This window comes from Nocardia sp. NPDC055050 (assembly GCF_053608345.1).
Map to the genome: position 1 here is coordinate 131032 of NZ_JBSGVG010000014.1, position 24365 is coordinate 155396.

General features: G+C 68.3%; 27 protein-coding genes and 1 pseudogene. 18 read left to right on the forward strand and 10 right to left on the reverse strand.

All coding sequences use genetic code 11. The features are described 5' to 3' along the window. Positions 1–11: 11 nt before the first annotated feature. The 3 genes from ACWGCN_RS17385 to ACWGCN_RS17395 all read right to left on the reverse strand — a co-directional run bounded on the left by ACWGCN_RS17385 (position 12) and on the right by ACWGCN_RS17395 (position 1878). Positions 12–239 carry a 4Fe-4S dicluster domain-containing protein gene (locus tag ACWGCN_RS17385; protein WP_056816936.1) on the reverse strand — a complete coding sequence of 76 codons (228 nt, stop codon included), beginning with the start codon at positions 237–239 and terminating at the stop codon, positions 12–14. After that, positions 239–1015, reverse strand: a complete 777-nt coding sequence (locus ACWGCN_RS17390) for a GntR family transcriptional regulator (protein ID WP_452458217.1) — start codon at positions 1013–1015, stop codon at positions 239–241. Before ACWGCN_RS17390 ends, ACWGCN_RS17385 begins: the two co-directional genes overlap by 1 nt. A 188-nt stretch (positions 1016–1203) precedes the next feature. Beyond that, positions 1204–1878 (reverse strand): PaaI family thioesterase, encoded by a 675-nt coding sequence (locus ACWGCN_RS17395; RefSeq protein WP_379312463.1) that lies wholly within the window; start codon positions 1876–1878, stop codon positions 1204–1206. A gap of 157 nt (positions 1879–2035) precedes the next feature. Here ACWGCN_RS17395 and ACWGCN_RS17400 point away from each other — a divergent pair, with 157 nt between their 5' ends. Next, positions 2036–2692, forward strand: coding sequence for an HAD family hydrolase (locus ACWGCN_RS17400; RefSeq protein WP_452458218.1), 657 nt, complete (start codon positions 2036–2038; stop codon positions 2690–2692). A gap of 1 nt (position 2693) precedes the next feature. On the opposite strand, the gene ACWGCN_RS17405 is transcribed toward ACWGCN_RS17400, so the two are convergent. Next, positions 2694–3218, reverse strand: a complete 525-nt coding sequence (locus ACWGCN_RS17405; protein ID WP_452458219.1) for a DinB family protein — start codon at positions 3216–3218, stop codon at positions 2694–2696. A gap of 44 nt (positions 3219–3262) precedes the next feature. Continuing rightward, complete coding sequence (locus ACWGCN_RS17410; RefSeq protein ID WP_379317471.1) at positions 3263–3889, reverse strand: maleylpyruvate isomerase family mycothiol-dependent enzyme; 627 nt, start codon at positions 3887–3889, stop codon at positions 3263–3265. Positions 3890–4001: 112 nt separating this feature from the next. Between ACWGCN_RS17410 and ACWGCN_RS17415 the strand changes: the two genes are divergently transcribed. Genes ACWGCN_RS17415 through ACWGCN_RS17430 form a run of 4 tightly spaced genes read left to right on the forward strand, consistent with a single transcriptional unit; the run spans position 4002 to position 6233 of the window. Then, the gene (locus ACWGCN_RS17415; RefSeq protein WP_452448338.1) at positions 4002–4496 is read left to right on the forward strand and encodes a hypothetical protein; all 495 of its coding nucleotides are present in this window, start codon (positions 4002–4004) and stop codon (positions 4494–4496) included. Beyond that, the gene (locus tag ACWGCN_RS17420; protein ID WP_452458220.1) at positions 4483–5013 is read left to right on the forward strand and encodes a MepB family protein; all 531 of its coding nucleotides are present in this window, start codon (positions 4483–4485) and stop codon (positions 5011–5013) included. The genes ACWGCN_RS17415 and ACWGCN_RS17420 overlap by 14 nt, the downstream gene beginning before the upstream one ends. Before the next feature lie 19 nt (positions 5014–5032). Then, positions 5033–5242, forward strand: a complete 210-nt coding sequence (locus ACWGCN_RS17425) for a hypothetical protein (RefSeq protein WP_266289138.1) — start codon at positions 5033–5035, stop codon at positions 5240–5242. 55 nt (positions 5243–5297) lie between these two features. Continuing rightward, positions 5298–6233: an ADP-ribosylglycohydrolase family protein gene (locus ACWGCN_RS17430; RefSeq protein WP_452458221.1), complete on the forward strand. Its 936-nt coding sequence runs from the start codon at positions 5298–5300 to the stop codon at positions 6231–6233. On the opposite strand, the gene ACWGCN_RS17435 is transcribed toward ACWGCN_RS17430, so the two are convergent. Both ACWGCN_RS17435 and ACWGCN_RS17440 read right to left on the reverse strand, forming a co-directional pair. Further along, positions 6200–6982, reverse strand: a complete 783-nt coding sequence (locus ACWGCN_RS17435) for an ABC transporter ATP-binding protein (protein WP_452458222.1) — start codon at positions 6980–6982, stop codon at positions 6200–6202. The two genes, ACWGCN_RS17430 and ACWGCN_RS17435, sit on opposite strands and share 34 nt — an antisense overlap. Then, positions 6979–7650, reverse strand: a complete 672-nt coding sequence (locus ACWGCN_RS17440) for a FadR/GntR family transcriptional regulator (protein WP_452458223.1) — start codon at positions 7648–7650, stop codon at positions 6979–6981. The genes ACWGCN_RS17435 and ACWGCN_RS17440 overlap by 4 nt, the downstream gene beginning before the upstream one ends. 181 nt (positions 7651–7831) lie before the next feature. On the opposite strand from ACWGCN_RS17440, the gene ACWGCN_RS17445 reads away from it, so the two are divergent. Then, positions 7832–9577: a 2-isopropylmalate synthase gene (locus ACWGCN_RS17445; RefSeq protein WP_452458224.1), complete on the forward strand. Its 1746-nt coding sequence runs from the start codon at positions 7832–7834 to the stop codon at positions 9575–9577. Between the two features lie 48 nt (positions 9578–9625). Here the strand turns inward: ACWGCN_RS17445 and ACWGCN_RS17450 are convergent, their stop codons facing one another. After that, positions 9626–9886 carry a hypothetical protein gene (locus tag ACWGCN_RS17450; protein ID WP_452458225.1) on the reverse strand — a complete coding sequence of 87 codons (261 nt, stop codon included), beginning with the start codon at positions 9884–9886 and terminating at the stop codon, positions 9626–9628. Positions 9887–9986: 100 nt separating this feature from the next. After that, entirely contained in the window at positions 9987–10994 is a 1008-nt protein-coding gene (locus ACWGCN_RS17455; protein ID WP_452448332.1) for a YeiH family protein, read from the reverse strand. 107 nt (positions 10995–11101) lie between these two features. On the opposite strand from ACWGCN_RS17455, the gene ACWGCN_RS17460 reads away from it, so the two are divergent. After that, positions 11102–11707 (forward strand): YdcF family protein, encoded by a 606-nt coding sequence (locus tag ACWGCN_RS17460; RefSeq protein ID WP_379312248.1) that lies wholly within the window; start codon positions 11102–11104, stop codon positions 11705–11707. Between the two features lie 36 nt (positions 11708–11743). After that, complete coding sequence (locus tag ACWGCN_RS17465) at positions 11744–12664, forward strand: LysR substrate-binding domain-containing protein (RefSeq protein WP_378989991.1); 921 nt, start codon at positions 11744–11746, stop codon at positions 12662–12664. A 3-nt stretch (positions 12665–12667) separates the two neighbouring features. Here the strand turns inward: ACWGCN_RS17465 and ACWGCN_RS17470 are convergent, their stop codons facing one another. Next, positions 12668–13813: a glycosyltransferase gene (locus ACWGCN_RS17470; protein WP_452458226.1), complete on the reverse strand. Its 1146-nt coding sequence runs from the start codon at positions 13811–13813 to the stop codon at positions 12668–12670. Positions 13814–13869: 56 nt separating this feature from the next. Between ACWGCN_RS17470 and ACWGCN_RS17475 the strand changes: the two genes are divergently transcribed. From ACWGCN_RS17475 to ACWGCN_RS17520, 10 genes and pseudogenes are all read left to right on the forward strand, one after another. Then, positions 13870–14463, forward strand: a complete 594-nt coding sequence (locus tag ACWGCN_RS17475) for a TetR/AcrR family transcriptional regulator (RefSeq protein WP_452458227.1) — start codon at positions 13870–13872, stop codon at positions 14461–14463. Between the two features lie 160 nt (positions 14464–14623). Beyond that, a complete protein-coding gene (locus ACWGCN_RS17480; protein WP_378989994.1) occupies positions 14624–15433 on the forward strand; it encodes a GntR family transcriptional regulator in 810 nt (269 codons plus the stop codon). A 5-nt stretch (positions 15434–15438) separates the two neighbouring features. Further along, a pseudogene (locus ACWGCN_RS17485) lies at positions 15439–18163 on the forward strand (fumarate reductase/succinate dehydrogenase flavoprotein subunit). Further along, positions 18163–18390 (forward strand): 4Fe-4S dicluster domain-containing protein, encoded by a 228-nt coding sequence (locus tag ACWGCN_RS17490; RefSeq protein ID WP_378989996.1) that lies wholly within the window; start codon positions 18163–18165, stop codon positions 18388–18390. The pseudogene ACWGCN_RS17485 and the gene ACWGCN_RS17490 overlap by 1 nt, the downstream one beginning before the upstream one ends. An 11-nt stretch (positions 18391–18401) precedes the next feature. Then, entirely contained in the window at positions 18402–19814 is a 1413-nt protein-coding gene (locus ACWGCN_RS17495; protein ID WP_452460467.1) for an ABC transporter substrate-binding protein, read from the forward strand. 29 nt (positions 19815–19843) lie between these two features. Beyond that, on the forward strand, positions 19844–20707 hold the full coding sequence (locus ACWGCN_RS17500) for an ABC transporter permease (RefSeq protein ID WP_452460466.1): 864 nt from the start codon (positions 19844–19846) through the stop codon (positions 20705–20707). Continuing rightward, entirely contained in the window at positions 20704–21459 is a 756-nt protein-coding gene (locus ACWGCN_RS17505) for an ABC transporter ATP-binding protein (RefSeq protein ID WP_378990000.1), read from the forward strand. Before ACWGCN_RS17500 ends, ACWGCN_RS17505 begins: the two co-directional genes overlap by 4 nt. Further along, the gene (fdxA, locus tag ACWGCN_RS17510; protein ID WP_452460465.1) at positions 21456–21791 is read left to right on the forward strand and encodes a ferredoxin; all 336 of its coding nucleotides are present in this window, start codon (positions 21456–21458) and stop codon (positions 21789–21791) included. Before ACWGCN_RS17505 ends, fdxA begins: the two co-directional genes overlap by 4 nt. Then, a complete protein-coding gene (locus ACWGCN_RS17515) occupies positions 21788–23152 on the forward strand; it encodes an FAD-dependent oxidoreductase (RefSeq protein WP_452529052.1) in 1365 nt (454 codons plus the stop codon). Before fdxA ends, ACWGCN_RS17515 begins: the two co-directional genes overlap by 4 nt. A gap of 10 nt (positions 23153–23162) precedes the next feature. Continuing rightward, complete coding sequence (locus tag ACWGCN_RS17520; protein WP_452458135.1) at positions 23163–24293, forward strand: Mrp/NBP35 family ATP-binding protein; 1131 nt, start codon at positions 23163–23165, stop codon at positions 24291–24293. Positions 24294–24365: the final 72 nt, after the last annotated feature.

Sequence of the window (24365 nt, forward strand, 5' to 3'; positions counted from 1 at the left end):
GATTCCCGGTTTCAGCGGAGCAGATAGGGCATGTTGACGGTGACGGCGCCGGTGGGGCAGCGGGCCGCGCACGGCCCGCAGTACCAGCACTCGTCGACGTGCATGTAGGCCTTGCCCGAATCATCGTGGATGGCAAGGGAATCGAGCGGACACATGTCCACGCAGAGGGTGCAGCCGGTGATGCACAGTGATTCGTCGATCGTCACCGGGACGTCGGCGCGCTGGGGGACCAGTGCCATTACAGGACCTTCCATTCGGGGGTGGTGCGGGTGAGGCTGCCGCGCATCGTGATGCGGTCACCGCGCATGCGGATGTATTCGAGGTCGACGGGGCGGCCGTCGTCGAGGTGGGTGAGGCGTTCGAGCATCAGCAGCGGCGCACCGGCCGGGGTATCCAGAGTGGTCGCGGTGTGCGGGTCGGCCGCGACAGCTTCCAGTGCGAGGTCGGCGGCGCCCAGCGACCGGCCGGTGACCTGTTCGAGGAGCACGAACACGTCGGTGGTCTCGAGATCGTGGGCGAGCACTTCAGCGCCCACATCGGGCGCGAGATAGGTGAGGTCGAGGCTCAGCGGCAGATCGGCGAGAAACCGCAGGCGTTCGATGTAGACGACCTTGTCGCCCGGCGCCAGCTCGAGCCGGCGCGCGACGGCCGGGGGAGCGGTGATGGTGGTGGCGGCCCTGACCTCGTTGCGGACGGTGCCGTGCCCTTTGAGCGTCTCCTGTAGTCCGAGCAGGGCATCGAGGCCGTGGTCGAACTTGCGGGCGGCGACCCGGGTGCCGAGCTTCGGGGCGCGATCGATGAGTCCCTCGTCGCGTAGCAGCGCCAGCGCTTCGCGCACGGTATTGCGGGAGGTGCCGTGCTCGGCGGCGAGCTCCTGCTCGCCGGGCACCGTACCCGCCACCGCGCCCGCCAGGATCTGGTGGCGCAGGATATCGGCGACCCGGCGCGCCCGATCGGCGCGCTGACCGCGGATCGGGGTGGGCTCCGTAGCCCCTGTTTTCTCGCTGACCTGCATGAACAGCGACGATAGCGGCGATTACGCGGCGCTCCGTGCGCCGCGATCGCGGGGGGAATTCAGCGGATGTTTCTACGCCGGGTGGCGGCTCACACGACCTGCGGGTATCCGCGGAGAAACCGCTATTGCGCCACCTCGGACCGTACGGCCGACATTGCGATCACGTCGATCGCAATGTCGGCGCGCAGTCACGGCTGGCCGGGATTGAGCACGATGAACAGACCCTTCGCCTCGGCGCACAACCGCTCGCCGTCGTGCAGCGTCGCCCGCAGGTACACCTTGCGGCCCTCGACGCGTTCGGTCCACGCGCGCACCGTCAGCTCGCGATTGAGGGGCGTGATCGAGCGGTAGTCCAAGGTGAGCGAGGCCGTGCGGGTCACCGACCTGGTGGACAGCGCGGCGGTCATGCCGATGATGTCGTCGAAGGCGAGGGCGATGTGGCCACCGTGGGCGGCGTTGTTGCCGCCCAGGTGGAAGGTGCGGAAGGTGACCTTCGCGGTGACACCGTCGCGGTCTCCGCTGACCACCGTGTACGGCGGCAGCGTGATGTTGCCCCGCGCAGGCAGGTCGGTCCGGGTCCAGCTGGGCGAGGACCACTCGTCCACCACGGCCTCGTCGAGGCGGGCGTTGAGCTGTTCGAGAGTGGCGATGGCCTCTTTGGCGAGCTCGTCGGAGGGGTTGACCAGCCGCGCCCGGTCCATCAGCGCGCGGACCTGATCGATCAGCTCGCCGTAGTGCGGTCCACCCACCGTGTTGTCGGTGCCGCGGTTCTTGCGTGCCTGGATCAGCTCGGCAACCGGCCGGAATCCGCCTTCGTGATGCTTCTCGTCCGGGAGCGAGTTGCCGACCTGTGTATCGTCCATATGCAACACGTTATCGCTGCCGAGCTGGATGTTCGCGCCGGGGATCGGTGTCGGGTCAACTAGGCTGGATCCCGATCACCGAGCAGGTCCTACGTACCGGAGCGTCGGCGCACCAACTGGTGGTGCCCCTCCGGGTGAGCGGCGAAAGGCTGAACGCATGGGTATCGCGGCGGTTGTGTTCGATATGGACGGCGTGCTGATCGATTCCGAGCCGATCTGGGAACAGGTCAGGCACGAGTACGTCGTCCTCAAAGGTGGCCGGTGGCAACCGGATTCGCAGAAGAAGATGATGGGGATGAACACCGTCGAGTGGTCGTCGTACCTGGCCGACGAGCTGGGCGTGGCCGAACCGGCCGACGTGGTGGCTGCCGCCGTCATCGACCTGATGGCCGACAAGTACGCCCACCACGTCCCGCTGCTGCCCGGCGCGGTCGACGCGGTGCGGCGGTGCGCGGGTTCCTGGAAACTCGGCCTGGCCAGCTCGTCACCGGCCACCTTGATCGATCTGGTGCTCGCGAAGTCCGGATTGCTCGACTATTTCACCGTGGTGCTGTCCACCGAGGAGGTCGGACGCGGCAAACCCGCACCCGACGTCTACCTCACCGTCGCGCAGCGACTCGGCGTGGAGCCGAACGACTGTACCGCCGTGGAGGATTCGACCAATGGTCTGCGCTCCGCCCACAACGCCGGGATGCGCCTGATCGCGGCGCCGCGCCCGGAGTTCCCGCCGCTGCCCGACGCCCTCGCCCTGGCCGACACCGTCATCGACGATCTCGACCAGCTCACTCCCGGCGTCGTGACCGGCGCCGCCTGACTCAGAAGCTGCCGGTGACGCCGTCGATCCGCTCGCGCAGCAGGTCGGCGTGGCCGTTGTGGCGGGCGTATTCCTCGATCATGTGCAGATACACCCAGCGCAACGTGTACTCGTCGCTGCGCCACGGCACGTGGAACACGTGATCGAGGGAGAGTTCGGCGACGGCGGCGTCACAGGCGGCGACCTCGGCGTGAAAGGCCGCGAACACCGCCTGGGCGGGTAGCGAGGCGAGGTCGTCGAAATCAGCGTCGGGCTCGGCCTCGCAGCTGTAGACCGGTTCGACCTCCTCGCCCGCGGCGGAGGTCCGGAACCAGCCTCGCTCCACCTCGGTGAGATGCCGGACGAGGCCGAGCAGCGAGAGCGAGGACGGCTCCACCGAGCGCGCGGCGAGCTGTTCACCGTCGAGTCCACCACATTTGCCGAGCAGGGTCTGGCGATGAAAGTCCAACCAGGACTGCAACATCGGCCGCTCGTCCGCGCCGACCAGAGTTCTGGTCGGCTCTAGCTCGGGAGCTGTCCACGTCATCGGTGCGAGGCTACCCGCCGTCGTGCTGTGGCGCAGCTCGATTGTCAGTGGCCGGTGAATCGGGCCGCCGACTCGCCATCGAGACGGCCCGGGGGAAGTTTTCGCCCGCAGAGCACGAGCAGCAGATCCTGCGCACGTCCCGACAGCACCTCGCCTTCGCCGTAGCTGAAGTCGAGATCGTCTGCGCGCAAGGCGATTCCCGCGAGGTCGACACCGAAATACTTGGCCGTGCGTGGGTTCAGCGCTGCCAGCACCATGCGCATGCGGTCGAGAGGAACCGGATCGGCGTGGCCGAGCGCGACGGTGATGTCGAGGCCGTGGATCACATCGTGGCTCAGCGCGCCCGCGAAGCCGCCGCCCGGTGGCTTCCACGGGTGCCCGGTGTTGTCGCCGATGGCGGCGACCAACTCGGCGGTGCTCAACCGGGCGGCGTCCTCGCGGGCCGCGCGGTCGGCCAGGCGATCGAAGTTGCCGCGCGCGGTGATCATGCCGAGGACGAAACGCGGTAGCGAGGTCCGGTACGGCATGCTCAGGTGTGCGGCGACCTCGCGCACCCGCCAGCCGGCGCACAGTGTCGGCGCGTCCCAGGCGGCCTCGTCCAAGCCCGCCAAGAACTCCGCCGTGTCGGCACGCTGCCGTGCGGTCTCGGCCCTGACTTCGTTTTCGTGCACTGGTGGAGCCTCTCTGTCGACAGAAAACCTGCTGTCGATGTAGACGCTGTACGCGTCACCGATTCATCGGTCCGGCTGTTCGCGATGTTCGCCGATCCGGCACACTGGCCCGATGGGTGCCCAGCGCGACGACCAGCCCGAAGTCGTAGTCCACGTCGGTGACGGCTCGGCGCAGCCACACCCCGTCGACCCCGCCCGACCCGGCGCCTCCGCCACCGATCCGGCCCCCGAGCACCCCTTCCTCCTCCTCACACGCACCCCGGCCGACTCCATCCAGGCGCGCTACCTCGACGACGGCACCTACGAACTCGAGCACACCACCGGCGCCGAACACCGTCAGCTGTTCACCACCGATGCCCTGCTGGTCCGCGACATCGTCTGGTCCTGGATCCAACGCGACACCTGGTGGTCCGACACCGTCGCCTGGACCACCGTCGACCCCGCCATCGCCGAACTCCACGCCCTGCACTCCGAACTGTCCGGGATGCTCGACGGCATGTCTGTGCTCGACACCGTCACCGACGAACTGGACCAAGCCCTCTCCCGGGCCGACGAACTCCTCGACAACTTCGATCCCGACTTCGAAGGCTCGGATGACGCACCCTGAACTTCTCGCGGCCCGAACCCTCATCGCCCTGCTGGGACTGGACATGTCGGCCACGGCGTTCGAGACGCAGAACGCGGAATACGGAGCATCCGTGGCCGAGGTCGGTCGTGGCTCGGTGAGATTTCGGGTGGGCAAGCGGACTCCGGCGAAGCCGGGTCTGTTCGTATCCGTGTGGCAGCGCGCCGAGGACGGCTCGACCGAGCCATTCGCCGTGGAGGACGGTGTCGACCTCCTGGTGATCACCGTTCGCGAGGAATCGCGGGTCGGACAGTTCGTCTTCCCGCGGAACGCCCTCGTCGAACACGGCATCGTTTCCGTAGCCGGCCGTGGCGGCAAACGCGGGTTCCGCCTGTACCCGCCGTGGTCCGCGACCCGGAACAAGCAAGCGCAGCAGTCACAACAGTGGCAGTCCGCCTACTTTCTCGATCTCGACAACGCCGACCGGCGGCGCGCTCGCAACCTCTACGAACCGATCCTTCCCCCCTTTGTCCCATCACACAAAGGCGATGCCCGCTGACGTGAATTACAGTGGCGCCGTGGGGTTCACCGACTACGGGCCGGGCGATGTCGTGTATTTCCCGGCAGGTCCGTTCAGCGGCATCTGCGGGGTTGTCCGGGAGGTCGACGCGCGGCGCGCGGAGCTGAGAATCGAGTTCGGGGAGGGAACCGTCCACCGTGAGGGGAATGTCCTGCGCGAGCGCCGACACAAGCTGACCGTCGGATTCGACGAGGTCGAGCTGGTCTGACCGACCGGAGATCGTGTTGCGTCGTTGCCCAGGGTGGGCAATGATTACGCCCAGCATGCCGAATTCCGATCCCGCTTTCGACAGTCTTCAAGGCTTATCTGTTGGTGATGCGCTGGGTGCGCAGTTCTTCGTTCCCGGTCGTTCTGTTCCTGATCTTCTCGCGGGTCGACCGCCGTCGGCGCCATGGCCATGGACCGACGACACCGAAATGGCGTGTTCGGTGTATGCGGAAATCCGTGAGCGTGGCCACGTGGACCGTGATGTCCTCGCGGGCGCGTTCGCGCAGCGGTGCGAACCGTATCGTGGCTACGGGCCGGGCACAGTTGTTGTGCTGCACGAGATTCGAGACGGGCGTCCATGGAGCGAGGCGGCCGGTGCTGTCTTCGGTGGGAGTGGATCGTGGGGAAACGGGGCCGCGATGCGAGTCGCGCCGCTCGGCGCGCATTTCGCCGGCAATCCCGATCTGGCCGCGGTGCAGGCGGCGCTGTCCGCCGAGATCACCCATCGGCATCCGGAAGCGATCGTGGGAGCGATGGCAGTGGCGGTTGCCGCCGCGCACGCTGCGCAAACACGGGGAAAGGGCTGCGCGCCAGATGAATTGCTGCGGGCCGTCGAACCGTATCTGGTCGACGGGCGCACCGCGCACGGAATCCGTCGAGCTCGAGAGCTGCTCGGCCGAACCGTAGCCGAAGCGGCCTACGAACTCGGCAACGGCGCCCGGGTCAGCGCTCAGGACACGGTGCCCTTCGCCATGTGGGCCGCCGCCACCTACCTCGTGGACTATCCGCGCGCCGTCACCGCTTGTGTGGAAGCCGGTGGCGACGTCGACACCACCGCCGCGATCGTCGGCGGGATCGTGGCTGCCCACACCGGTGTCGGGGACCGTGGCACGACCCGCGGGATCCCGCAGGAGTGGCTCGCGGCGCGCGAAGCGTTGCCCGAGTGGGCATCCGGTGTTCAGCGGGCGCGGGCGCTCCAGCGGCCGTCGTAGCGGACTTCGATCGGGTGGGCGAAGGCGGTGGAGACGTGGTCGGTGGTGATGACGTCGGTGGCGAGGCCCGCGGCGACGGTGTGGCCGTTCGCGATGAGGAGGGCGTGGGTGGTGGTGCTGGGGAGTTCCTCGAGGTGATGGGTGACCAGGATCGAGGCGACCTCGGGGTGGGTGCGATCGAGGGTGTCGATGGTGGTGAGGAGTTGCTCGCGCGCGGCCAGATCGAGGCCGGTGGACGGTTCGTCCAGGAGCAGGACATCGGGGTCGCTGATCAGGGCGCGGGCGATGAGGGTGCGGCCGCGTTCGCCCTGGGACAGGGTGGGCCAGCTGTCGTCGGCCTTGCCGGACAGACCGAGAGTGTCGATGATCGCGTCGGCACGGGCGAGGTCCTCGGAGGTCGGCGACCAGCGCATAGGGGTATCGATGGTGCCGGTGATACCGGTGAGGACGACCTCGCGCACGGTGAGGGCATAGCGCAGCGGATGGCGCGGGTTGACGTGGCCGATCGAGCGTCGCAGCCGGGCCAGCTCCACCCGGCCGAACTGTTCGCCGAGCACCCGCACCGCGCCGGTGGTGGGGAAGGTGACCGCGCCACAGAAGCCGAGCAGCGTGCTCTTGCCCGCACCGTTGGGGCCCAGCAGGGCCCAGTGCTCACCGGCCCGGACGGTCAGTGAGATGCCGTTGATGATCTTCTTGCCGTCGCGCCGGAAGGTCACGTCGTCGAGCTCGATCACGGGGGCGCCGGTCATGTGAAGGCCTCCTTCAGGGCGGACAGGTGGGTGCGGCTGAATTCCGCTGCGGCAGTGGGAGTTCGGTCGGCGATCGCCTGGGCGAGTTGTTCGTGCGCGCAGTGGTCGGCCTCCTCGGAGCGGACCGGGCGCAACTCGAGCATGTCGATCATGGCCAGGCGCAGCCGCGGCAGGAAGCTGCCGAACAGCTGGGTGAGCACATCGTTGTGCGCGGCCACGATCACCGCGCGATGGAAGGCCATATCGGCATCGACGTGCGCGGCGACGGTCTGGCCCTCGGCACGACGACCGGCCAGCGCCCGCCGGATGGCCCGCAGATCGGCAGGCGTGCGCCGTTGTGCCGCGAGGGCGGCGGCCTCGGCCTCGATCGCGATGCGCGCCTCGATCACCGCGGCGATGGTGGCGCCGCGCAGCACGACGTCCCAGTCCTCGGACACGTCGAGTGCGGTGACGAAGACCCCGGAGCCCTGCCTGCTGTCGAGCACGCCTTTGCCCGCGAGCTCTCTGATCGCCTCGCGCAGCGTCGAGCGGCCGACCCCCAGCTGGGCGGCGAGCAGCGTCTCACCCGGTAGTCGATGACCCAGTGGCCATTCGCCCGCGCGGATCCGCGCGAGCAGTAGTTCAGCCGCTTGCGCGGCCAGCGGCTGACGTCGTACCTGCGATACCACCGGCAAACCTCTCTACTTGTCTGAGGAGTTGTGGTAGAAGTGTACCCATCATGACCTACACCGCGCTTCTTCTCGGCCGCCACGGCGGGGCCTGACCGACCGGCCGCCCCGCCGTGGGGCTCCGTCATGGCCGGTCGCCGTTGTCTCGTGGCCCGAAGTGGGCCGGGAAGCAGAGCAAGTCATGACCGAATTCCCCACCCTGACCACCCCCTCGGGCGCTGTCGCCGACGGCGCGCCCGCGTGGAATCGCCAGCGTCACTCGGCAATGCCCTCGTCTCGATATCGCGATGTCCATCGGCGCGTGGATGTTGCTGTCGGACACCGCGACTGGCCGAACGCGCGGCTGACCACCGCCCCCCTGTGGGTGCCCGTCGACCTGCGTGACGGCAATCAGGCGCTGGCCGAACCGATGGACCCGGCGCGCAAACGCCGGTTCTTCGAGCTCCTGATCGCCATGGGCTACAAGGAGATCGAGGTCGGCTACCCGTCCGCATCACAGACCGACTTCGATTTCGTGCGCCTGCTGGCCGACACCTCGATCGCCCCGCCGGACGTCACCGTGGTCGTGTTCACCCCGGCGCGGCGAGACCTGATCCAACGAACCGTCGAGTCGGTGCGCGGTATCGCCAACGAGGTGGTGATCCACCTGTACACCGCCACCGCGCCGGTCTGGCGGGAGGTGGTCCTCGGCAAGGATCGTGCGCAACTGCGCGAGTTGATCGTCGCCGGTGCCCGCGACGTGCTGGAACTGGCGGGCGAGCTGCCCCGCGCGCGCTTCCAGTTCTCGCCGGAGGTGTTCAACCTGACCGAACCGGATTTCGCCCTCGAGATCTGCGACGCGGTCACCGACCTGTGGCAGGCGAGCGCGCAGCGTCCGGTGACGCTGAATCTGCCTGCGACAGTGGAGGTCGCGACCCCGAACATCTACGCCGACCAGATCGAATACATGCACCGCAACCTGGCACGCCGCGACGGCGTGATCCTGTCGGTGCACCCGCACAACGACCGGGGGACCGGTATCGCCTGCGCCGAACTGGCCGTGCTCGCGGGCGCGCAACGCGTGGAAGGCTGTGTCTTCGGCAACGGTGAACGCACCGGCAACGTCGACATCGCCACGCTGGCCCTGAATCTGCACGCCCAGGGTATCGACCCGATGATCGACTTCTCCGACATCGACGAGATCCGCCGCACTGTCGAACACTGCACCCGCCTGCCCGTGCACGAGAGGCATCCGTACGTGGGCGATCTCGTCCACACCGCCTTCTCCGGCACCCATCAGGACGCGATCGGTAAGGGCATGGCCGAACATCGCGAGCGGGCAGCGGCCCAGGGCATCACCGAGCGCGAATCACAGTGGCGGGTACCGTATCTGCCGATCGACCCCGCCGACCTCGGCCGCTCCTACAACGCCGTGATCCGGGTCAACTCCCAGTCGGGCAAGGGCGGTATCGCCTACCTGCTGCACGCCGAATACGGTCTGGACCTGCCACGTCGTCTGCAGATCGACCTCGCGAAGCGGGTGCAGGAACACACCGACGACACCGGCGCGGAGATCACCGCCAAGGATCTGTTCACGCTGTTCGAGCAGACCTACACCGTCTCCGATCAGCGAATCACGCTGGTGGGGTGGCAGATCGCCGACGGCGCCACCGGGATCGTCCTCGACGCACACGGCAGTGAACGGCATTCGGTGCACCGTGAGGTGGGGCCGGTCGAGGCACTGACCGCCGCACTCGACGAGGCGGGCTATCGCATCGAGATCCTCGGCCTGACCCAGCATTCGGTGGGCGAGGGCGCCGCAGGCGCCGCCGTGAGCTACGTCGAGTACCGAGCGGCGGACCGCACCGGATGGGCATTCGGTCGCGACACCTCGGTCGTCGCGGCCTCGCTGGCAGCGGTGATGAACGCCGTCAACGCGGCGGGATAGGTCGATCGGGGCGGTCGCCCTGTCGGCCGCCCCACCGCACCGGGCGAGTCAGTCCGCGTCGCCCTCGCACCAGTCGTCGAACGCGTCGAACTCCGGCTCGTACCGGGGTGGGATCGAATCCTCGACGACGTTCTCGATCGGGTCCCACCTCGCGTTGCACCATTCGGGGGCGGGTGGCCACGACTCGATGTACTCGACCAACGGCGACGAGGGTGGCTCGGCGTCCTCGGCCGCCGCGACACCCGCGGTGACCAGGGTTACTGCCGCGGCGGCACCCGCGGTGGCGATGATCCGGTACACGCTGTTCATGACATCCTCCTGTCCGCGCCGACCTGCGATGTCCAGCAATCCTAGCTCCGCGACGCGGGCCCGATCAGGCCCCGCGCGCACGTCGGTGGGGCCGTTGTTGTCAGCACCAGCCGGTCACGTACATGAGGCCGAGGCTGGTGGTGCCGAGGATCAGGCCGAGGGTGCCACCGAGGATCAGGGGGCGGATGCCCGCGGTGCGCAGGCGGGCGATGCTCAGCGAGGTGCCGATGGCGGCGAGGACGGCGGCGATCAGCCAACCGCTGACAGTGGCGAGCGGTGCGGTGAGCTCGGTGGGAACGATGCCGAGGCCCGCGATGACGGAGGCGGCCAGGAACAAGATCACGAACAGGGGGACCGCCCGGCGCAGGGAGGCCTGGGGGAGATCGGTGTCCTCGGCGATGTGGCGGCGGCCGACGTGCAGGCCGACGCAGAGCGGGATGATGGCGAGGCTGCGAACCATCTTCACGATCACGGCGAACTGTGCGGCGCCCGCGCCGAAGATGACGCCGGCGGCCAGGACGGACGACGTGTCGTTGATCGCGGTGCCCGCCCAGAGTCCGAACGCCTCCTGCGACAGGCCGAGAGCGCGGCCCAGCGGCGGATACACCAGCACGGCCGTGACATTGAAGATGAAGATGGTGCACAGGGCGTAGGCGACCCGTTGTTTGTCGGGCCGCAGGACCGCGGTGGCGGCGGCGATCGCGGACGCGCCACAGATCGTGGTGCCCACGGCGATGAGGGTCGCCGACTCCTTGTCCACCGCGAGCATCCGTCCCACGAAGAACGCCGCCACACCGCCGACGAGCAGCGTCCCGATCAGCACCACCGCCGTCTCGCGCCCCACGCTCATCACCGACCCGAGCGGCAGGCCGAGCCCCAGCAGCACGATCGCCAGCCCGAGCAAGCGCTGGCGGGCAACGTCGAGCCCAGGGCCGAACGTCTCGCCCGTCACGTCCTTGCGACGCAGCACCATCCCGGCGACGGCGCCCGCGCCGAGCGCGAGCACCGGCGTGCCGATCATCGGCAGCGCCTTGCCGAACGGCGTGGCCACGGTGGCCAGGAGCGCGGCGAGGATCAGGCCGGGAGCGAGAGCGGGTGCGCGGTTCACTCCTTCACCTTCGCGGTACGCAGGAGCCCGAGGTAGAGAGCGAATTCGCAGGTGGTCATAATTTCGGCTTATGGCCCTGCCGACGGGGTGTGTGGTTTGCTGGAGACGTGCGGAAACGAACCCGGCTGACGATCGCCACCGGTGTCGGAGTGATGCTGTGGGGCGAATGGGCGAATCGACGGGCCTCCCGTCGGGGCGTCGGAGCCCCACGCTCAGGGTCGGAGGCCGTCGTGGTCCTCGGATATCGCAACACCGGTTCGCGTGCCAACGGCATGAACCGCTGGCGAGTGCGCGCCGGTCTACGATCCATCGATCCGCACGCGTCCGAGACTCGCCTCGTGCTGTGTGGAGGTGCCTGCGCGGGACCGGAGACCGAGGCGGCGATGATGGGCCGCTACGCCGTGGAAACCCGCGGTTACGAGGGCGAACTCGTTTTGGAGGAGTCGAGCCGGTCCACCTGGGAGAACATCGCCTTCGCGATCCCGTACCTGAAGGACGTCGACCGGATCAAGATCGTCTCGCTGCCGACGCATGCCGAGACTGCCCGCGCCTATCTCGCTGAACAGAGCCCGGAACTGGCCGTTCGCCTGGTCCCTGGCCGGGAATATCGGTTCGGCGAATGGATGCCACTGAAACCGGTGTTCGCCCTCTACGGTGTGGCGAAGAAGCTGCGAGGCCGATTCGGTCCCGATCACGACGGCTACGGTGCCTGATGTGGCGTCGCGCCACCCGTCACCCATAATCGGGCCATGACCCTGCCACCCGGAACCCCCGACCTGGAGGTCCTCGATCTCCTGGTGTCGGTGGCGGAGCTGGGCAGTCTGGGCGCCGCCGCCCGCAGGCACGGGGTCAGTCAGCCGGCCGCGAGTATGCGGATCAGCGCACTGGAACGCCGCCTGCACGTGAAGCTGCTCGACCGCGCGCCGACCGGCTCCGAACTCACCGACGCGGGTCGCGCCGTCGTCGCCCACGCGCGCACCGTCCTGGCCGCCGTCACAGACCTCGTCGACGACGTCGCCCGCCTGCGCGCCGCGCAAGCGCCACGCCTGCGCATCGCCGCCTCCAAAACCATTGCCGACCACCGCATTCCGCACTGGCTGGCCGCACTGCGCGCCGATCACCCCGAGGTCGTGATCTCCCTCGAGGTCGAGAACTCGACCCAGGTCGCGGGCCTCGTGCGGGACGGCACCGCCGATCTGGGCTTCGTGGAAGGCCCGCATCCACCGGCCGGGCTCGGCAGCCGCGTGCTGGGCGCCGACGACCTCGTCGTAGTCGTGGCGCCGAATCATCCATGGGCGCAACGGAAGACCCCGGTCACGCTGACCGAGCTGGCAGGTACCGCGCTGCTGTGGCGCGAACCGGGTTCGGGTACCCGCGACACCGTGTGGGACCTGCTCGCCACCGCGGCCCCACCCATGGGCCCGGCGGCCGAACTCGGGTCTACCGCCGCGATCGTGGCCGCCGCCAGAACCGGCATGGCACCCGCGGTCCTGAGTCGATTGATCGCCGCACCCGACCTCGTCACCGGCACCCTGGTGGAAGTCCCCTCGGCCGAGGCCGCCCGGCTGACCCGCAAATTCCGGGCCATCTGGCGCCGCAACACCCCACCGGCCGGGCCGGGCGAATTGCTCGTGGAGCGAGCCGCGCTGCTCGAGAACGCGCGCGGTTGAGCGTCACCCGAGCGCATCGAGCACGGCAACGGCTTTCGCCGCGCCGCCGTATGCGCTGATGCCGACGGCCAACTGTTCGGCGGACGAGGCGAAGCTGCTCTCGCCGAGGATCTGAGCGGCGGTCTGTGCGATCACCTCGCTGCTCGCGTCGGGCATCAGCATCAGGCCCGCGCCGAGGGTTCGGACCTGCTCTGCGTTGAAGAACTGATCGCGGCCCATCGGAATGCACAGCAGCGGCACGCCACGACCGAGCGCGGCCATGGTCGTTCCGAGCCCGGCGTGGGTGATCACCAGTGATGCCGAAGGAAGGATGTCGGCGTGTGGCGCGTACCGCACGACCTGGGTATCCACCCCCGCGCGCACGGTCGCCGGGTCGATCGCCGCTCCGGTCGTGACAATGGCGCGCACCGGCATCCGCGCGACCGCATCGACACAGCGCTGCAACAGATCGGCCTGACCTTGCTCGCTCGTGCTCAGCGCGACCAGAACCAGTGGCTTCGCACCGTCCCCGACATCGACCTCGTCGATCTCGCGCGACAACGCGGGCGCGTCGAGCACCGGTCCGATGCGTACCACATTGGCTGCGTCGGCAACGTCGGGCTCGAACTCCTCGGGCACCGCGACGAGCGCCTGCGCGCACGCGTCGTGGATCTCGGCGAGACTCTCGATCGCGGGCAGGCCGAGGTCCGCGCGTGCCGCGTTCGCGATCGCGATACCCGGCGTGAACATCTCGACCAGTGGTCCGCCCCGAAAGATGCTGTACGCCGTGTGGAACAGCGTCGCGGTCGGAGTGCCCGAGGCCAGCGCGACGTCGATTGCGGTGAAGAGCAGACAATCGACGATCACCACATCGGCGGGCTCGCGGTCCAGCTCCTGGGCGAGGTCCCGCGCGATCGCGGAACTGAAGCACAGCTGGTCGATCATGAGTTTCACTTCGGCTTCGAAGTCGTCCGGGGTGTCCATCGCGTCCCAGCCCTCGCTCTGGGTCAAGGTGACGAAGCGGGCGCCGACATCGGCGCATCGTTGAGCGATCGTCTCGTGTCCGAGTATTCGGACATCGTGGCCGCTATCGACCAGCTCGCGGGCGATGCCGAGCGTCGGGACCAGGTTTCCCGCACCGTCCCAGGTGGTGATCAGGTAGCGAGCCATGGCGTTCCTCCTCGGGGATTGCTTGACAGCTTGTAAAGTACGGTAAGGTTGACAGCGTGTCAAGTGGCGGACGACCCCAAACCCGGACTCAGATCCTCGAGTCGGCGCGCGCGATGTTCGAGGAACACGGCTATCACGGCGCCGGCCTCGGAGCGGTCGCGAAAGAGGCGGGAGTCTCACGCCAGGCGATCTACCTGCATTTCCCCTCGAAGGTCGAGCTGTTGACGGCCCTGCATCTGCACATCTACGCCACCGATGTCGTTCCGGTTCTCGAACGGCATCCGGTCACGGACACGATGACCGCGTGGGAGGCACTCGACGCGACAATCACCGCCGATGTCGAGGTCGCGTCCAGAGTGTGGCGGATTCACGAGGCGCTGGTGGTGGCTCGGCGCCAGTTCCCGGAGGTCGAGGAGACATTGCGGGTACGCGAGGCGGATCGCTACGGCGAGTTGCTCGATCTCGGGCGGCGACTCGAGCGAGCGGGCGCACTGCCGCAGCAGGTCGATGTCGATACGGTGGCCGACATGCTGTGGGGCCTCGTCAACACCGGAACCTACGGCAATCTCGTCAACGAACGAGGCTGGTCGCTCGACCGGTACCGGTGCTGGGTACGCGACACGATCCACCTCCATCTCGGAGCGCAGTGACCGCACAGGGGGCGGTCCGGCCACTGCGGTGGTGGTGGGATTCGTAGTGGTGTCGGAATCATCGCAGGTCACGGCCCTCGCCAACGGCCAGGAACTGGCGTAACCACCCGGTAATTGCCCGAAACGTCCGTCGTAACGCGGCGTTCGCAGCATTTGCCGCATGACAGCCACTCCCACCTCCTCGGCGAGGCCACGGCCCCCCGATCCGGGTTCGGGCAGACGCAGCGCACCGGCCCGGCGCATCCGCGACATCCTGCGCGCACGTATCCGCAGCGGCGTCTACGGCACCCGCGCACTGCCCGCCGAAGCCCAGCTCGCCGCCGACTTCGCCACCAGCCGCAATATCGTGCGCGACGCGCTCACCCTGCTCCGCGACGAAGGCCTGATCGACCGCGTCCCCGGTGCCGGTACTTTCGTCGTCGCCGACAAGGCGGTACAGGGCCTCGACCGCCTGCGCGGCCTCGCCGAAACCTTCGAGACCAGCAGCGACCGGGTGGTGAATCAGGTCCTGCTCGCCGAGGTCGTGCCCGCAACGCCACTGGTCGCCGAACGGCTCGAGCTCCAGCCCGGCGACCCGGTCGTCGCCCTGGAACGGGTGCGCTACCTCGACGGGGCGCCGCTCTCGCTCGATGCCAGCTACCTCACCGCCGACGTCGGCATCCCGCTCCTGGACAAAGACCTCACCGGGTGCGACGTGTTCGGCCTGCTCGAAGCCGAACTCGGCCTGCCGCTGGGCTCAGCCGCGGTCGCGATCGAGGCGGTCGCCGCCGATCCCACCGTCGCCGGACTGTTGCAGGTCCGTGCGGGATCTCCGCTGCTGTTCCTGGAACGGCTCACCTACACCGACTCCGGTCGGCCCGTCGATCTCGAATACATCCGCTATCGCGGCGACCGGTTCTCCCTGTCCGGGCGGCTCGACCGCATCCCGGTGACCCCGCGGCGCACCCGCGACAACCACGAAAGGGGTTGATCCCCATGCAGATTCCACCGCTGACCGACCGGCGAGAACTGGTCTGCGACGTCCTGATCGTCGGTGGCGGCACGGCGGGCACCATGGCCGCGCTCACCGCCGCCCGCCACGGCGCCAGCGTGCTGCTGCTCGAGAAGGCCCACGTCCGGCACTCCGGCGCACTCGCCATGGGCATGGACGGCGTCAACAACGCCGTGGTCCCGGGCAAGGCGAGCCCGGAGGAATACGTCGCCGACATCACCGTCGCCAACGACGGCATCGTCAACCAGCGCACCGTCTACGAAACCGCCACCCGGGGTTTCGAGATGGTCCAGCGCCTCGAGGGCTACGGCGTCAAATTCGAGAAGGACGAGCACGGCGAATACGCGGTCCGCAAAGTGCACCGCTCCGGCTCCTATGTCCTGCCGATGCCCGAGGGACGCGACGTGAAGAAGGTGCTCTACCGCACCCTGCGCGCCCGCGACGTCCGATCCAAGGTGACCATCAGCAACCGGGTGATGCCGGTGCGGGTGCTCACCGTCGACGGACGCGCGGTCGGCGCGGTCGGATTCGACACGCGCACCGGCGAATTCGTCACCATCTCGGCAGGCGCGGTGATCCTGGCAGCGGGAGCGTGTGGCCGGCTCGGTTTGCCCGCGTCGGGCTACCTCTACGGCACCTACGAGAACCCGACCAACGCCGGCGACGGTTACGCCATGGCCTATCACGCCGGTGCCGAACTCTCCGGCATCGAGTGCTTCCAGATCAACCCGCTCATCAAGGACTACAACGGTCCTGCTTGCGCGTATGTGGCCAATCCGTTCGGCGGGTACCAGGTCAACTCCGAAGGCAATCGCTTCGTCGACTGCGACTACTGGTCCGGTCAGATGATGGCCGAGGTCAAACGCGAACTCGACAGCGCCCGCGGCCCGATCTACCTGAAACTGAGCCACCTGCCCGATGCCACGATCCGCGAGATCGAAGGCATCCTGCACACCACCGAACGTCCCACCCGCGGCACCTTCCACGAAGGCCGCGGCACCGACTACCGCACCAGCGACATCGAGATGCACATCTCCGAGATCGGTTTGTGCAGTGGGCATTCTGCCTCGGGAGTCTGGGTCGACGAACACGCCGCCACCACCGTGCCCGGCCTCTACGCGGCGGGCGATATGGCGCTGGTTCCGCACAACTACATGATCGGCGCCTTCGTCTACGGCGACATCGCCGGTGAGCACGCGAGCGAATTCGCGCGTGGCGCAGTACATCCAGAGCTGCCCACCGATCAGATCGAGGCCGCCCACGAGCTGATCTACCGCCCGCTGCGCAACCCCGACGGCCCACCCCAAACCCAGGTCGAGTACAAACTGCGGCGCTTCGTCAACGACTACCTCCAGCCGCCCAAGGCGCAGTCGTATCTGACGCTCGGCGTCGAGGCCTTCGAACGGATGAACACCGACATCGCCGCGATGGGCGGCCGGACGCCGCACGAACTGATGCGCTGCGCCGAGGTGACCTTCATTCGCGACTGCGCCGAAATGGCGGCTCGGGCCTCACTGCGGCGCACCGAAAGCCGTTGGGGGCTCTACCATCAGCGTGCCGACTGGCCCGGGCGCAACGATGCCGAATGGTTCTGTCATCTGAACCTGTATCGCGGTGCCACCGGTGCGATGGAGTTCCGCACCAGGCCGGTCGCCCCCTACATCGTGCCGGTGCCGGGCTTCGTCCGTCCCGACGGCGTCGCCGACGTCTCCGCACCCGAACTCGTCGGCGCGTGGGGTGCGCGATGAGTACACCCGTGCCCGGCCCGCGCGATGTCGGCGACCTCGACGTGAGGGATGTCCGATGAGCGCCCGCCTGCTGGCCCTGCTCGAACTGGCCGACGAGTGCCCCGAGCTCGACGAACTCACGCCGTTCATCACCGACCCCGACCCGGAGGTGCGCCGCACGGCGCTGTCGGTGCTCAGCGAGACCACCGACGCCTGGGCCGAGGCCGCCCCGATCTTCGCCACCGCACTCGCCGATGTCGATGTCGACGTGCGTCACGCCGCCATCGGCTTGCTCACCGAACTCCTCGAGGTCATCGTGCCCGGTCCGGAATTCGATGCGGCGCTGCGCCATTGCGTCACCGCAGCGGAGCCGGCGGTGCGCTCGGCCGCGATCGAGGCGCTGTGGCGGCACCGCAGGACCGACGCGGCGGAGCTGGCGGGGTGGCTCGCCGATCCGAATGCGGCGGTTCGCCGCACCGTCGTGGGCGGGCTCACCTCTGTCGACGCTCTCGACGAACTGAGCCTCGGCGCCGCTGACGAAGACGAGGACGTGCGCATCGCAGTGGCGAAAGGTGTCGCGGCGATCGGTGATCCACGCGGCTCGGTGACCCTGCTCGTTCTCGCTGCCGACCCCCGACCGCTTGTCCGCGCCGCCGCGCTGTCGAGTCTGGCCGGGACCGGCTGCGACGAACACGCTGCCGCGGCGGCCGCCGCATCGATGACCGACCCGGCCTGGCAGGTCCGGCAGGCGGCGGCCATCGCCCTGGCCGCCGCCGACCCCGAACTCGCCGCGGCACCGCTGCTGTCGGCGGTCTCCGATCCCAACCTCGACGTCCGCAAGGCGGCGGTGCGCGCACTGGCCGAGCGGATCGCCGAACGACGCGACATCACCACGGCGCTGCAGGCCGCGCTCGACGACCCGGACGCCGACGTCCGCGCCTTCGCCCGTATCGGCATCGCCAACTCTGGAAAGGAACTCTGATGGCCCAGGCCAATGCCCGTCTCGATGTCCCCGTCTCGGTCGACGAAGCGAAATGTATCGACGGCTGCACCCTCTGCGTGGACATGTGCCCACTCGATTCCCTTGCCATCCACCCGGATTCGGGCAAGGCCTACATGCACGTCGACGAATGCTGGTACTGCGGGCCGTGTGCCGCGCGGTGCCCGGTCGGCGCTGTCACCGTGAACATCCCGTTCCTGTTGCGTTGAGAGAGCCGACCATGAGCACCCGAATCCCCGCGCTGCTGCTCGGCATCGCCGCGGTGGCCGCCCTGGCCACCGGCTGCGGGAGCGCCGACGACGCCAAGACCGTCACCGTGAACATCGGTTACCAGTCCAAGACGATCAACACAGTCACCGCGGGCACGCTGCTGCGTGATCGCGGCACTTTCGAGGCCGAACTCGCCGAACTCGGCAAGACGACAGGGCTCACCTACAAGGTGGAGTGGAAGGACTTCGCCGCGGGCCCACCGCTGACCGCGCAGATGCTGGCGGGCCAGGTCGACATCGGGTCGATGGGAGACGCGCCGATCCTGGTCAACGGCTCCAAGACTCGCGACCACGCCGACGTGAAGTCCGAACTGATCGCCGTCACCGGCTACAACCTGCGCGGTTCGCTGAATCAGATCGTGGTACCGACGGATTCGAAGGCGGCCACGATCACCGACCTGCGTGGTGAGATCGTGTCGACCAGCGTGGGGTCGGCCGCGCACGGCATGCTCGCCACCGGGCTCTCGGCCGCCGGGATGACTCTCGACGATGTGAAGCTGCTCGGTCAGGATCCGGCCGTCGGTGCCTCGGCGCTGCAAGGGGATCAGGTGGCCGCGCTGGCCCAATTCGTGCCGTGGCCACAGAAACTGGTCTACGACGGTAAAGCCAAGCTGCTCTATGACGGTGGCAGCGCCGGCATCCCGACCTTCCACGCCGTGGTCGCGAGCGAGCGCTTCGGCATCGGTAACCCCGATATCGTCACGGCGTTCCTCACCGCGGTGCGCAAGACCACCGACTACCTCAATCAGAACCCACTGGCGGCCGCACAGCGCGTCGCCGAGATCACCGGGCTGCCTGCCGAGGTCGTGTATCTCTACAACGGCCCGAACGGCCTGGTGAGCTTCGATCCGACGATCAAGCCCCAACAGGTGGACGCTCTGGGCACGCTGTTGCCGTTCCTGAAAAGCCTCGGTGCGCTGTCGGATCTGAACCTCGGCGAATTCGTCGACGACCGTTACCTGCGCACCGTCTACGGTCCCGGCTACGACGCCGCCCGCGCGTCGGTGACGGCTCCCGCACCACTGACCGGTACCGATGCGGCGTGCGGGGGAGCGGTGGACGGCCTTCCCACCGCTTCGGAGGTGTGGTTCGCCGACGCCACGACCACCGCCGTCGCCAAGACCCCGACCTGTCTGCTGCGACAGATCGCGGCCACCGGCAGCACCGTCCGCGCCGCCTACGTGCCCGACCACAGCACCGGCACCCGGCTCTTCGCCGCGACCGCGACCTGGGTCAGCGAACCCACCGCGAGCCCCGACGATCGGTTGCTGCCCTTCGCGACCGGTGCCGCCGCACAGCAGTACGCCGCCGCCCATCCGGGCGTCACGGTGATCGACTACCAAGCAGCACTGAAGGCCCGCTAGATCCGTCACGTGAGACCAGGAGGCTCACCATGACCGTTTCCGCCCAACCCCGCACCGCGCCCGTCGCGAAGCCCGACATCATCACCGCACCACCGAGTTCACCCACCCGATTCATCGTGCCCCGCAAAGCACGCAGGGCCGTACTGACCGCCGTGCCACTGGCCGCGTTGCTCCTGGCCTGGTACCTGCTCACCACCAATCAGGTCGTGTTCTGGCTGCGTTTCGACAAGATCCCCACGCCCGCACAAGTATTCGACTCCTTTCGTACGCAGCTCGGTGCGGCCACCTATTACCGTGACATCTTCTCCAGCACCCGCCGCATCCTGATCGGCTTCGGCCTCGCCACGGTGTCGGGCGTGCTGATCGGCATGGCGGTCGGTCGCTCGGCCGTGGTCAGCGCACTCGTGCGGCCGGTACTCGAGGTGTTCCGGCCGATCCCCGCGATCGCACTGGTGCCCCTGGCCATCCTGCTGTTCCCGACCGGGGAACAGGGCATCGTGTTCATCACCTTCTTCGCCGCGTTCTTCCCGGTCGCGGTGAGCACCATCCACGCCATGCACGCGCTGCCCAAGGTGTGGGAGGAAGCGGCCCACACCCTCGGCGCGCGTCGACGCGACATTCTGTTCCAGATCGCCCTGCCCGGTGCGCTACCCGGCATCTTCTCGGGCCTGTCGGTGGCGATGGGCGTGGCCTGGATCTGTGTGATCAGCGCGGAGATGATCTCGGGTCAGTTCGGCATCGGGTACTTCACCTGGCAGTCCTACGGGCTCCTGGACTATCCGGGGGTGATCGTCGGGATGCTCACCATCGGGCTGCTCGGCTGGTTCACCGCCTGGCTGGTCGAACTGGCGGGGCGCCGGGTGAACCGGTGGCTGCCCAGGGCGCAGCGATGAGCGCCGGCGCCGCCGTACGGCTGCACGGATTGCGCATCGCCTACGGCGAAAGTCTCGCCGCCGAAGTAGATCTCGACGTCGATGCCGGCCAGATCGTGGTTCTGCTCGGTCCGTCGGGTTGCGGCAAATCCACGGTGCTGCGGGCGATGGCCGGGTTGCTGCCGCCGATCGGCGGCAGCGTCACCGTCGACGGTGGGCCCAGCGCCCAGCACTGTTCGATGGTGTTCCAGGAGGACGCGCTGCTGCCGTGGCGCACGGCCCGGCGCAATGTCGAATTCGCGCTGAAACTGCGCGGAGTGTCACGGCGCAACCGGCGCGTCGAAGCCCAGGAACTGCTGAACCTGGTGGGGCTCACCGACTTCGGTGACCATCTGCCCGGTGCGTTGTCGGGCGGTATGCGTCAGCGTGTGCAGCTGGCGCGGACATTGGCCGCGCAGCCACGCGTGCTGCTGATGGACGAACCGTTCGGCGCTCTCGACGCCCAGACCCGCGCCGATATGCAGCGCCTGCTCATCTCGGTGTGGCAGCAGCGCCGGACCACGGTGTTGTTCGTGACCCACGACGTCGACGAGGCGCTGTTGCTGGCCGATCGGATCGTCCTGCTCACCCCGCGCCCCGCCCGCATCCAGCGCGTCATCGAGATCGCCGCACCACGCGCACCCGGCGCCCGTTTCGAACCCGAATTCGCGCGGCTGCGTTACGAAATCCTCGCCGCCCTCGGCGAGCCCAACGACAAGGAACTACAGCCATGACCTTCGTCATCGGAGCCGCCTGCGTGGACGTCATGGATCGCGCGTGCGTGGAGGAATGCCCCGTCGACTGCATCTACACCGGCGACCGGATGGCCTACATCCACCCGGCCGAGTGCGTGGATTGCGGTGCGTGCGAACCGGTCTGCCCCGTCGAGGCGATCTACCTCGACGATGACATTCCGGCCGGCCAGGAAGGTTTCGTCGCCACGAACGCGGCCTTCTTCGACACGGCGCTGCCCGGCCGCGACACCGCGCTCGGCTCGCCGGGCGGCGCGGGCGCGGTGGGCGACCTCGGCGTGGACACGCCGTTCGTCGCGGGCTACGAGAAATGAGAACTCCACTGCGGGTGGCGATCATCGGCGCCGGGCCCGCCGGTATCTACGCCGCCGACGCGTTGATGAAGTCCGATGCCGACGTGAGCATCGACCTCTACGAGCGTATGCCCGCGCCCTTCGGCCTGATCCGCTACGGCGTCGCGCCCGATCACCCGCGCATCAAGGGCATCATCACCGCCCTGCACAAGGTCCTCGACAAAGACCAGGTCCGTCTGCTCGGCAACATCGACTACGGCACCGACATCACCCTCGACGACCTGCGCCAGTTCTACGACGCGGTCATCTTCTCCACCGGCGCCAACGCCGACCGCGCCCTGGCCATCCCCGGCATCGACCTCGACGGCTCCTACGGCGCCGCGGACTTCGTGTCCTGGTACGACGGCCACCCCGACGTCCCCCGCTCCTGGCCCCTCGACGCCGAGAAAGTCGCCGTGCTCGGTGTCGGCAACGTCGCCCTCGACGTCGCGCGCGTGCTCGCCAAGACCGGTGACGAACTGCTGCCGACCGAGATCCCGCCCAACGTCTACGAAGGTCTCAAGGGCAACAAAGCCCTCGAAGTCCACGTGTTCGGTCGTCGTGGTCCCGCGCAGGCCAAGTTCACGCCCCTCGAGCTGCGCGAACTGGATCACTCGCCGACCATCGAGGTCATCGTCAACCCCGAAGACATCGACTACGACGAGGGCTCCGAAGCCGCCCGCCGCAACTCCAAGCAGGTCGACATGGTCGCCAACACCTTGGAGCAGTGGGCCATCCGCGACCACGGCGACCGACCGCACAAGCTGTTCCTGCACTTCTTCGAATCGCCCTCGGAGGTCCTCGGCGCCGACGGCAAGGTCGTCGGCCTGAAGACCGAACGCACCCAGCTCGACGGCACCGGCAACGTCAAGGGCACCGGCGAATTTCGGGTGTGGGAGGTACAGGCGGTCTATCGGGCGGTCGGCTATCGCTCCGGAGATGTCGCCGACATCCCGTTCGACGACCGCACCGGCACCATCCCCAACGAGGCGGGGCGCGTGCTGATCGACCCGAACGCGCGCGAGGGGGCGCGATACCTCGACGGGGTGTATGTCACCGGCTGGATCAAACGCGGCCCCGTCGGCCTGATCGGCCACACCAAAGGCGACGCCGCCGAAACCGTTGCCTGCCTGCTGGCCGATCAGGCCCGGCTGACACCGGCGCCGCGACCACACCCCGATGCGGTGACCGAACATCTCACCGCCGCGGGCATTGCCTTCACCACCTGGGAAGGCTGGTACCGACTGGACGCCCACGAACGCGCGCTGGGCGAAGCCGAAGGACGCGAGCGGATCAAGGTCGTCGAACGCGCGGACATGCTGCACGCCAGCTCGGTCCAGTGAGGAGGAGCCCATGACATCACCGACCGAACCACAGATCAGGACCGCGCTCGCCGGAGTGGACGACCCCGAGATCGGCCGTCCCATCACCGAATTGAACATGGTCGAGACCATCGACATCGACGGAGCAGGTCGTGTCGCGGTAGGCATCCTGCTCACCGTCGCAGGATGCCCCCTTCGGACGAAGATCAGTGACGACATCCGCGCCGCCGTCACCGCGGTGCCCGGCGTCGCCGGTGTCGAGATCGACTTCGGGGCGATGAGCGAGGAGCAGCGCCGTAGCCTGAGACTCCAGCTCCGGGGACCCGGATCGGACAGTATCGCCGCTCTCGCGCAACCGGATTCACCGACCCGCGTGTACTGCGTGGTCTCGGGCAAAGGCGGCGTCGGGAAGTCGAGTGTCACCGTCAATCTGGCCGTCGCGCTGGCTCGACGTGGATTACGCGTCGGTCTCATGGACGCCGATGTTCACGGTCACTCGGTACCCGCGATGCTCGGCATCACCACCGCGCCCACCCTGGTCGAGTCGATGATGATGCCGCCCAGCGCATTCGGTGTGCGCGTCGTGTCGATCGGTATGTTCGTCGACGACAACGCCCCCGTCGTCTGGCGCGGGCCGATGCTGCACCGCGCGTTGCAGCAGTTCGTCAACGACGTGTACTGGGGCGAACTGGATATTCTGCTGATCGACATGCCACCGGGCACCGGCGATGTGGCCATCTCCCTGGCCCAGTTGCTGCCCACCGCGCAGCTGCTGGTCGTCACCACCCCGCAACGCGCCGCGGCTCGCATCGCCGAACGCGCCGGCGCCGTGGCCGCGCAGACCGGTCAGCGGGTGGCGGGCATCATCGAGAACATGTCCTGGTACGACAGTCCCGACGGCACCCGGCAGACCCTCTTCGGCGCGGGCGGCGCCACCGCGGTGAGCCGCGCGCTGAGCGGCCTGCTCGACACTTATTGCCCGGTCATCGGCCGGATCCCGTTCGATCCGGTGGTCTGCGCGGCGGGCGATCAGGGCGCTCCGTTCGTCGACACCGACCCGCACTGCGCGCCCGCCAGAGCGATCGGCGAGATCGCGGCGACCATCGCGCCGATCGTGCGCCGCCCGCTGTCTGTGACGCCGGTCAGCCCGGTGCCTGCCTGAGATCGCGGCGAAATAGTGCGTAAGCGGAGCTGACAGCTCTAGTCTGTTAGCGCTACGCACTGTGGAGGTTGG

Coding starts and splice junctions, on each gene's coding strand:
- ACWGCN_RS17490 (WP_378989996.1), top strand. CDS start 18,163: ATGGCCCAGGCCAATGCCCGTCTCGATGTCCCCGTCTCGGTCGACGAA.
- ACWGCN_RS17515 (WP_452529052.1), top strand. CDS start 21,788: ATGAGAACTCCACTGCGGGTGGCGATCATCGGCGCCGGGCCCGCCGGT.
- ACWGCN_RS17415 (WP_452448338.1), top strand. CDS start 4,002: ATGGGTGCCCAGCGCGACGACCAGCCCGAAGTCGTAGTCCACGTCGGT.
- ACWGCN_RS17470 (WP_452458226.1), bottom strand. CDS start 13,813: ATGGCTCGCTACCTGATCACCACCTGGGACGGTGCGGGAAACCTGGTC.
- ACWGCN_RS17465 (WP_378989991.1), top strand. CDS start 11,744: ATGACCCTGCCACCCGGAACCCCCGACCTGGAGGTCCTCGATCTCCTG.
- ACWGCN_RS17385 (WP_056816936.1), bottom strand. CDS start 239: ATGGCACTGGTCCCCCAGCGCGCCGACGTCCCGGTGACGATCGACGAA.
- ACWGCN_RS17430 (WP_452458221.1), top strand. CDS start 5,298: ATGCCGAATTCCGATCCCGCTTTCGACAGTCTTCAAGGCTTATCTGTT.
- fdxA (WP_452460465.1), top strand. CDS start 21,456: ATGACCTTCGTCATCGGAGCCGCCTGCGTGGACGTCATGGATCGCGCG.
- ACWGCN_RS17480 (WP_378989994.1), top strand. CDS start 14,624: ATGACAGCCACTCCCACCTCCTCGGCGAGGCCACGGCCCCCCGATCCG.
- ACWGCN_RS17390 (WP_452458217.1), bottom strand. CDS start 1,015: ATGCAGGTCAGCGAGAAAACAGGGGCTACGGAGCCCACCCCGATCCGC.
- ACWGCN_RS17500 (WP_452460466.1), top strand. CDS start 19,844: ATGACCGTTTCCGCCCAACCCCGCACCGCGCCCGTCGCGAAGCCCGAC.
- ACWGCN_RS17495 (WP_452460467.1), top strand. CDS start 18,402: ATGAGCACCCGAATCCCCGCGCTGCTGCTCGGCATCGCCGCGGTGGCC.
- ACWGCN_RS17420 (WP_452458220.1), top strand. CDS start 4,483: ATGACGCACCCTGAACTTCTCGCGGCCCGAACCCTCATCGCCCTGCTG.
- ACWGCN_RS17450 (WP_452458225.1), bottom strand. CDS start 9,886: ATGAACAGCGTGTACCGGATCATCGCCACCGCGGGTGCCGCCGCGGCA.
- ACWGCN_RS17505 (WP_378990000.1), top strand. CDS start 20,704: ATGAGCGCCGGCGCCGCCGTACGGCTGCACGGATTGCGCATCGCCTAC.
- ACWGCN_RS17445 (WP_452458224.1), top strand. CDS start 7,832: ATGACCGAATTCCCCACCCTGACCACCCCCTCGGGCGCTGTCGCCGAC.
- ACWGCN_RS17520 (WP_452458135.1), top strand. CDS start 23,163: ATGACATCACCGACCGAACCACAGATCAGGACCGCGCTCGCCGGAGTG.
- ACWGCN_RS17435 (WP_452458222.1), bottom strand. CDS start 6,982: ATGACCGGCGCCCCCGTGATCGAGCTCGACGACGTGACCTTCCGGCGC.
- ACWGCN_RS17400 (WP_452458218.1), top strand. CDS start 2,036: ATGGGTATCGCGGCGGTTGTGTTCGATATGGACGGCGTGCTGATCGAT.
- ACWGCN_RS17405 (WP_452458219.1), bottom strand. CDS start 3,218: ATGACGTGGACAGCTCCCGAGCTAGAGCCGACCAGAACTCTGGTCGGC.
- ACWGCN_RS17395 (WP_379312463.1), bottom strand. CDS start 1,878: ATGGACGATACACAGGTCGGCAACTCGCTCCCGGACGAGAAGCATCAC.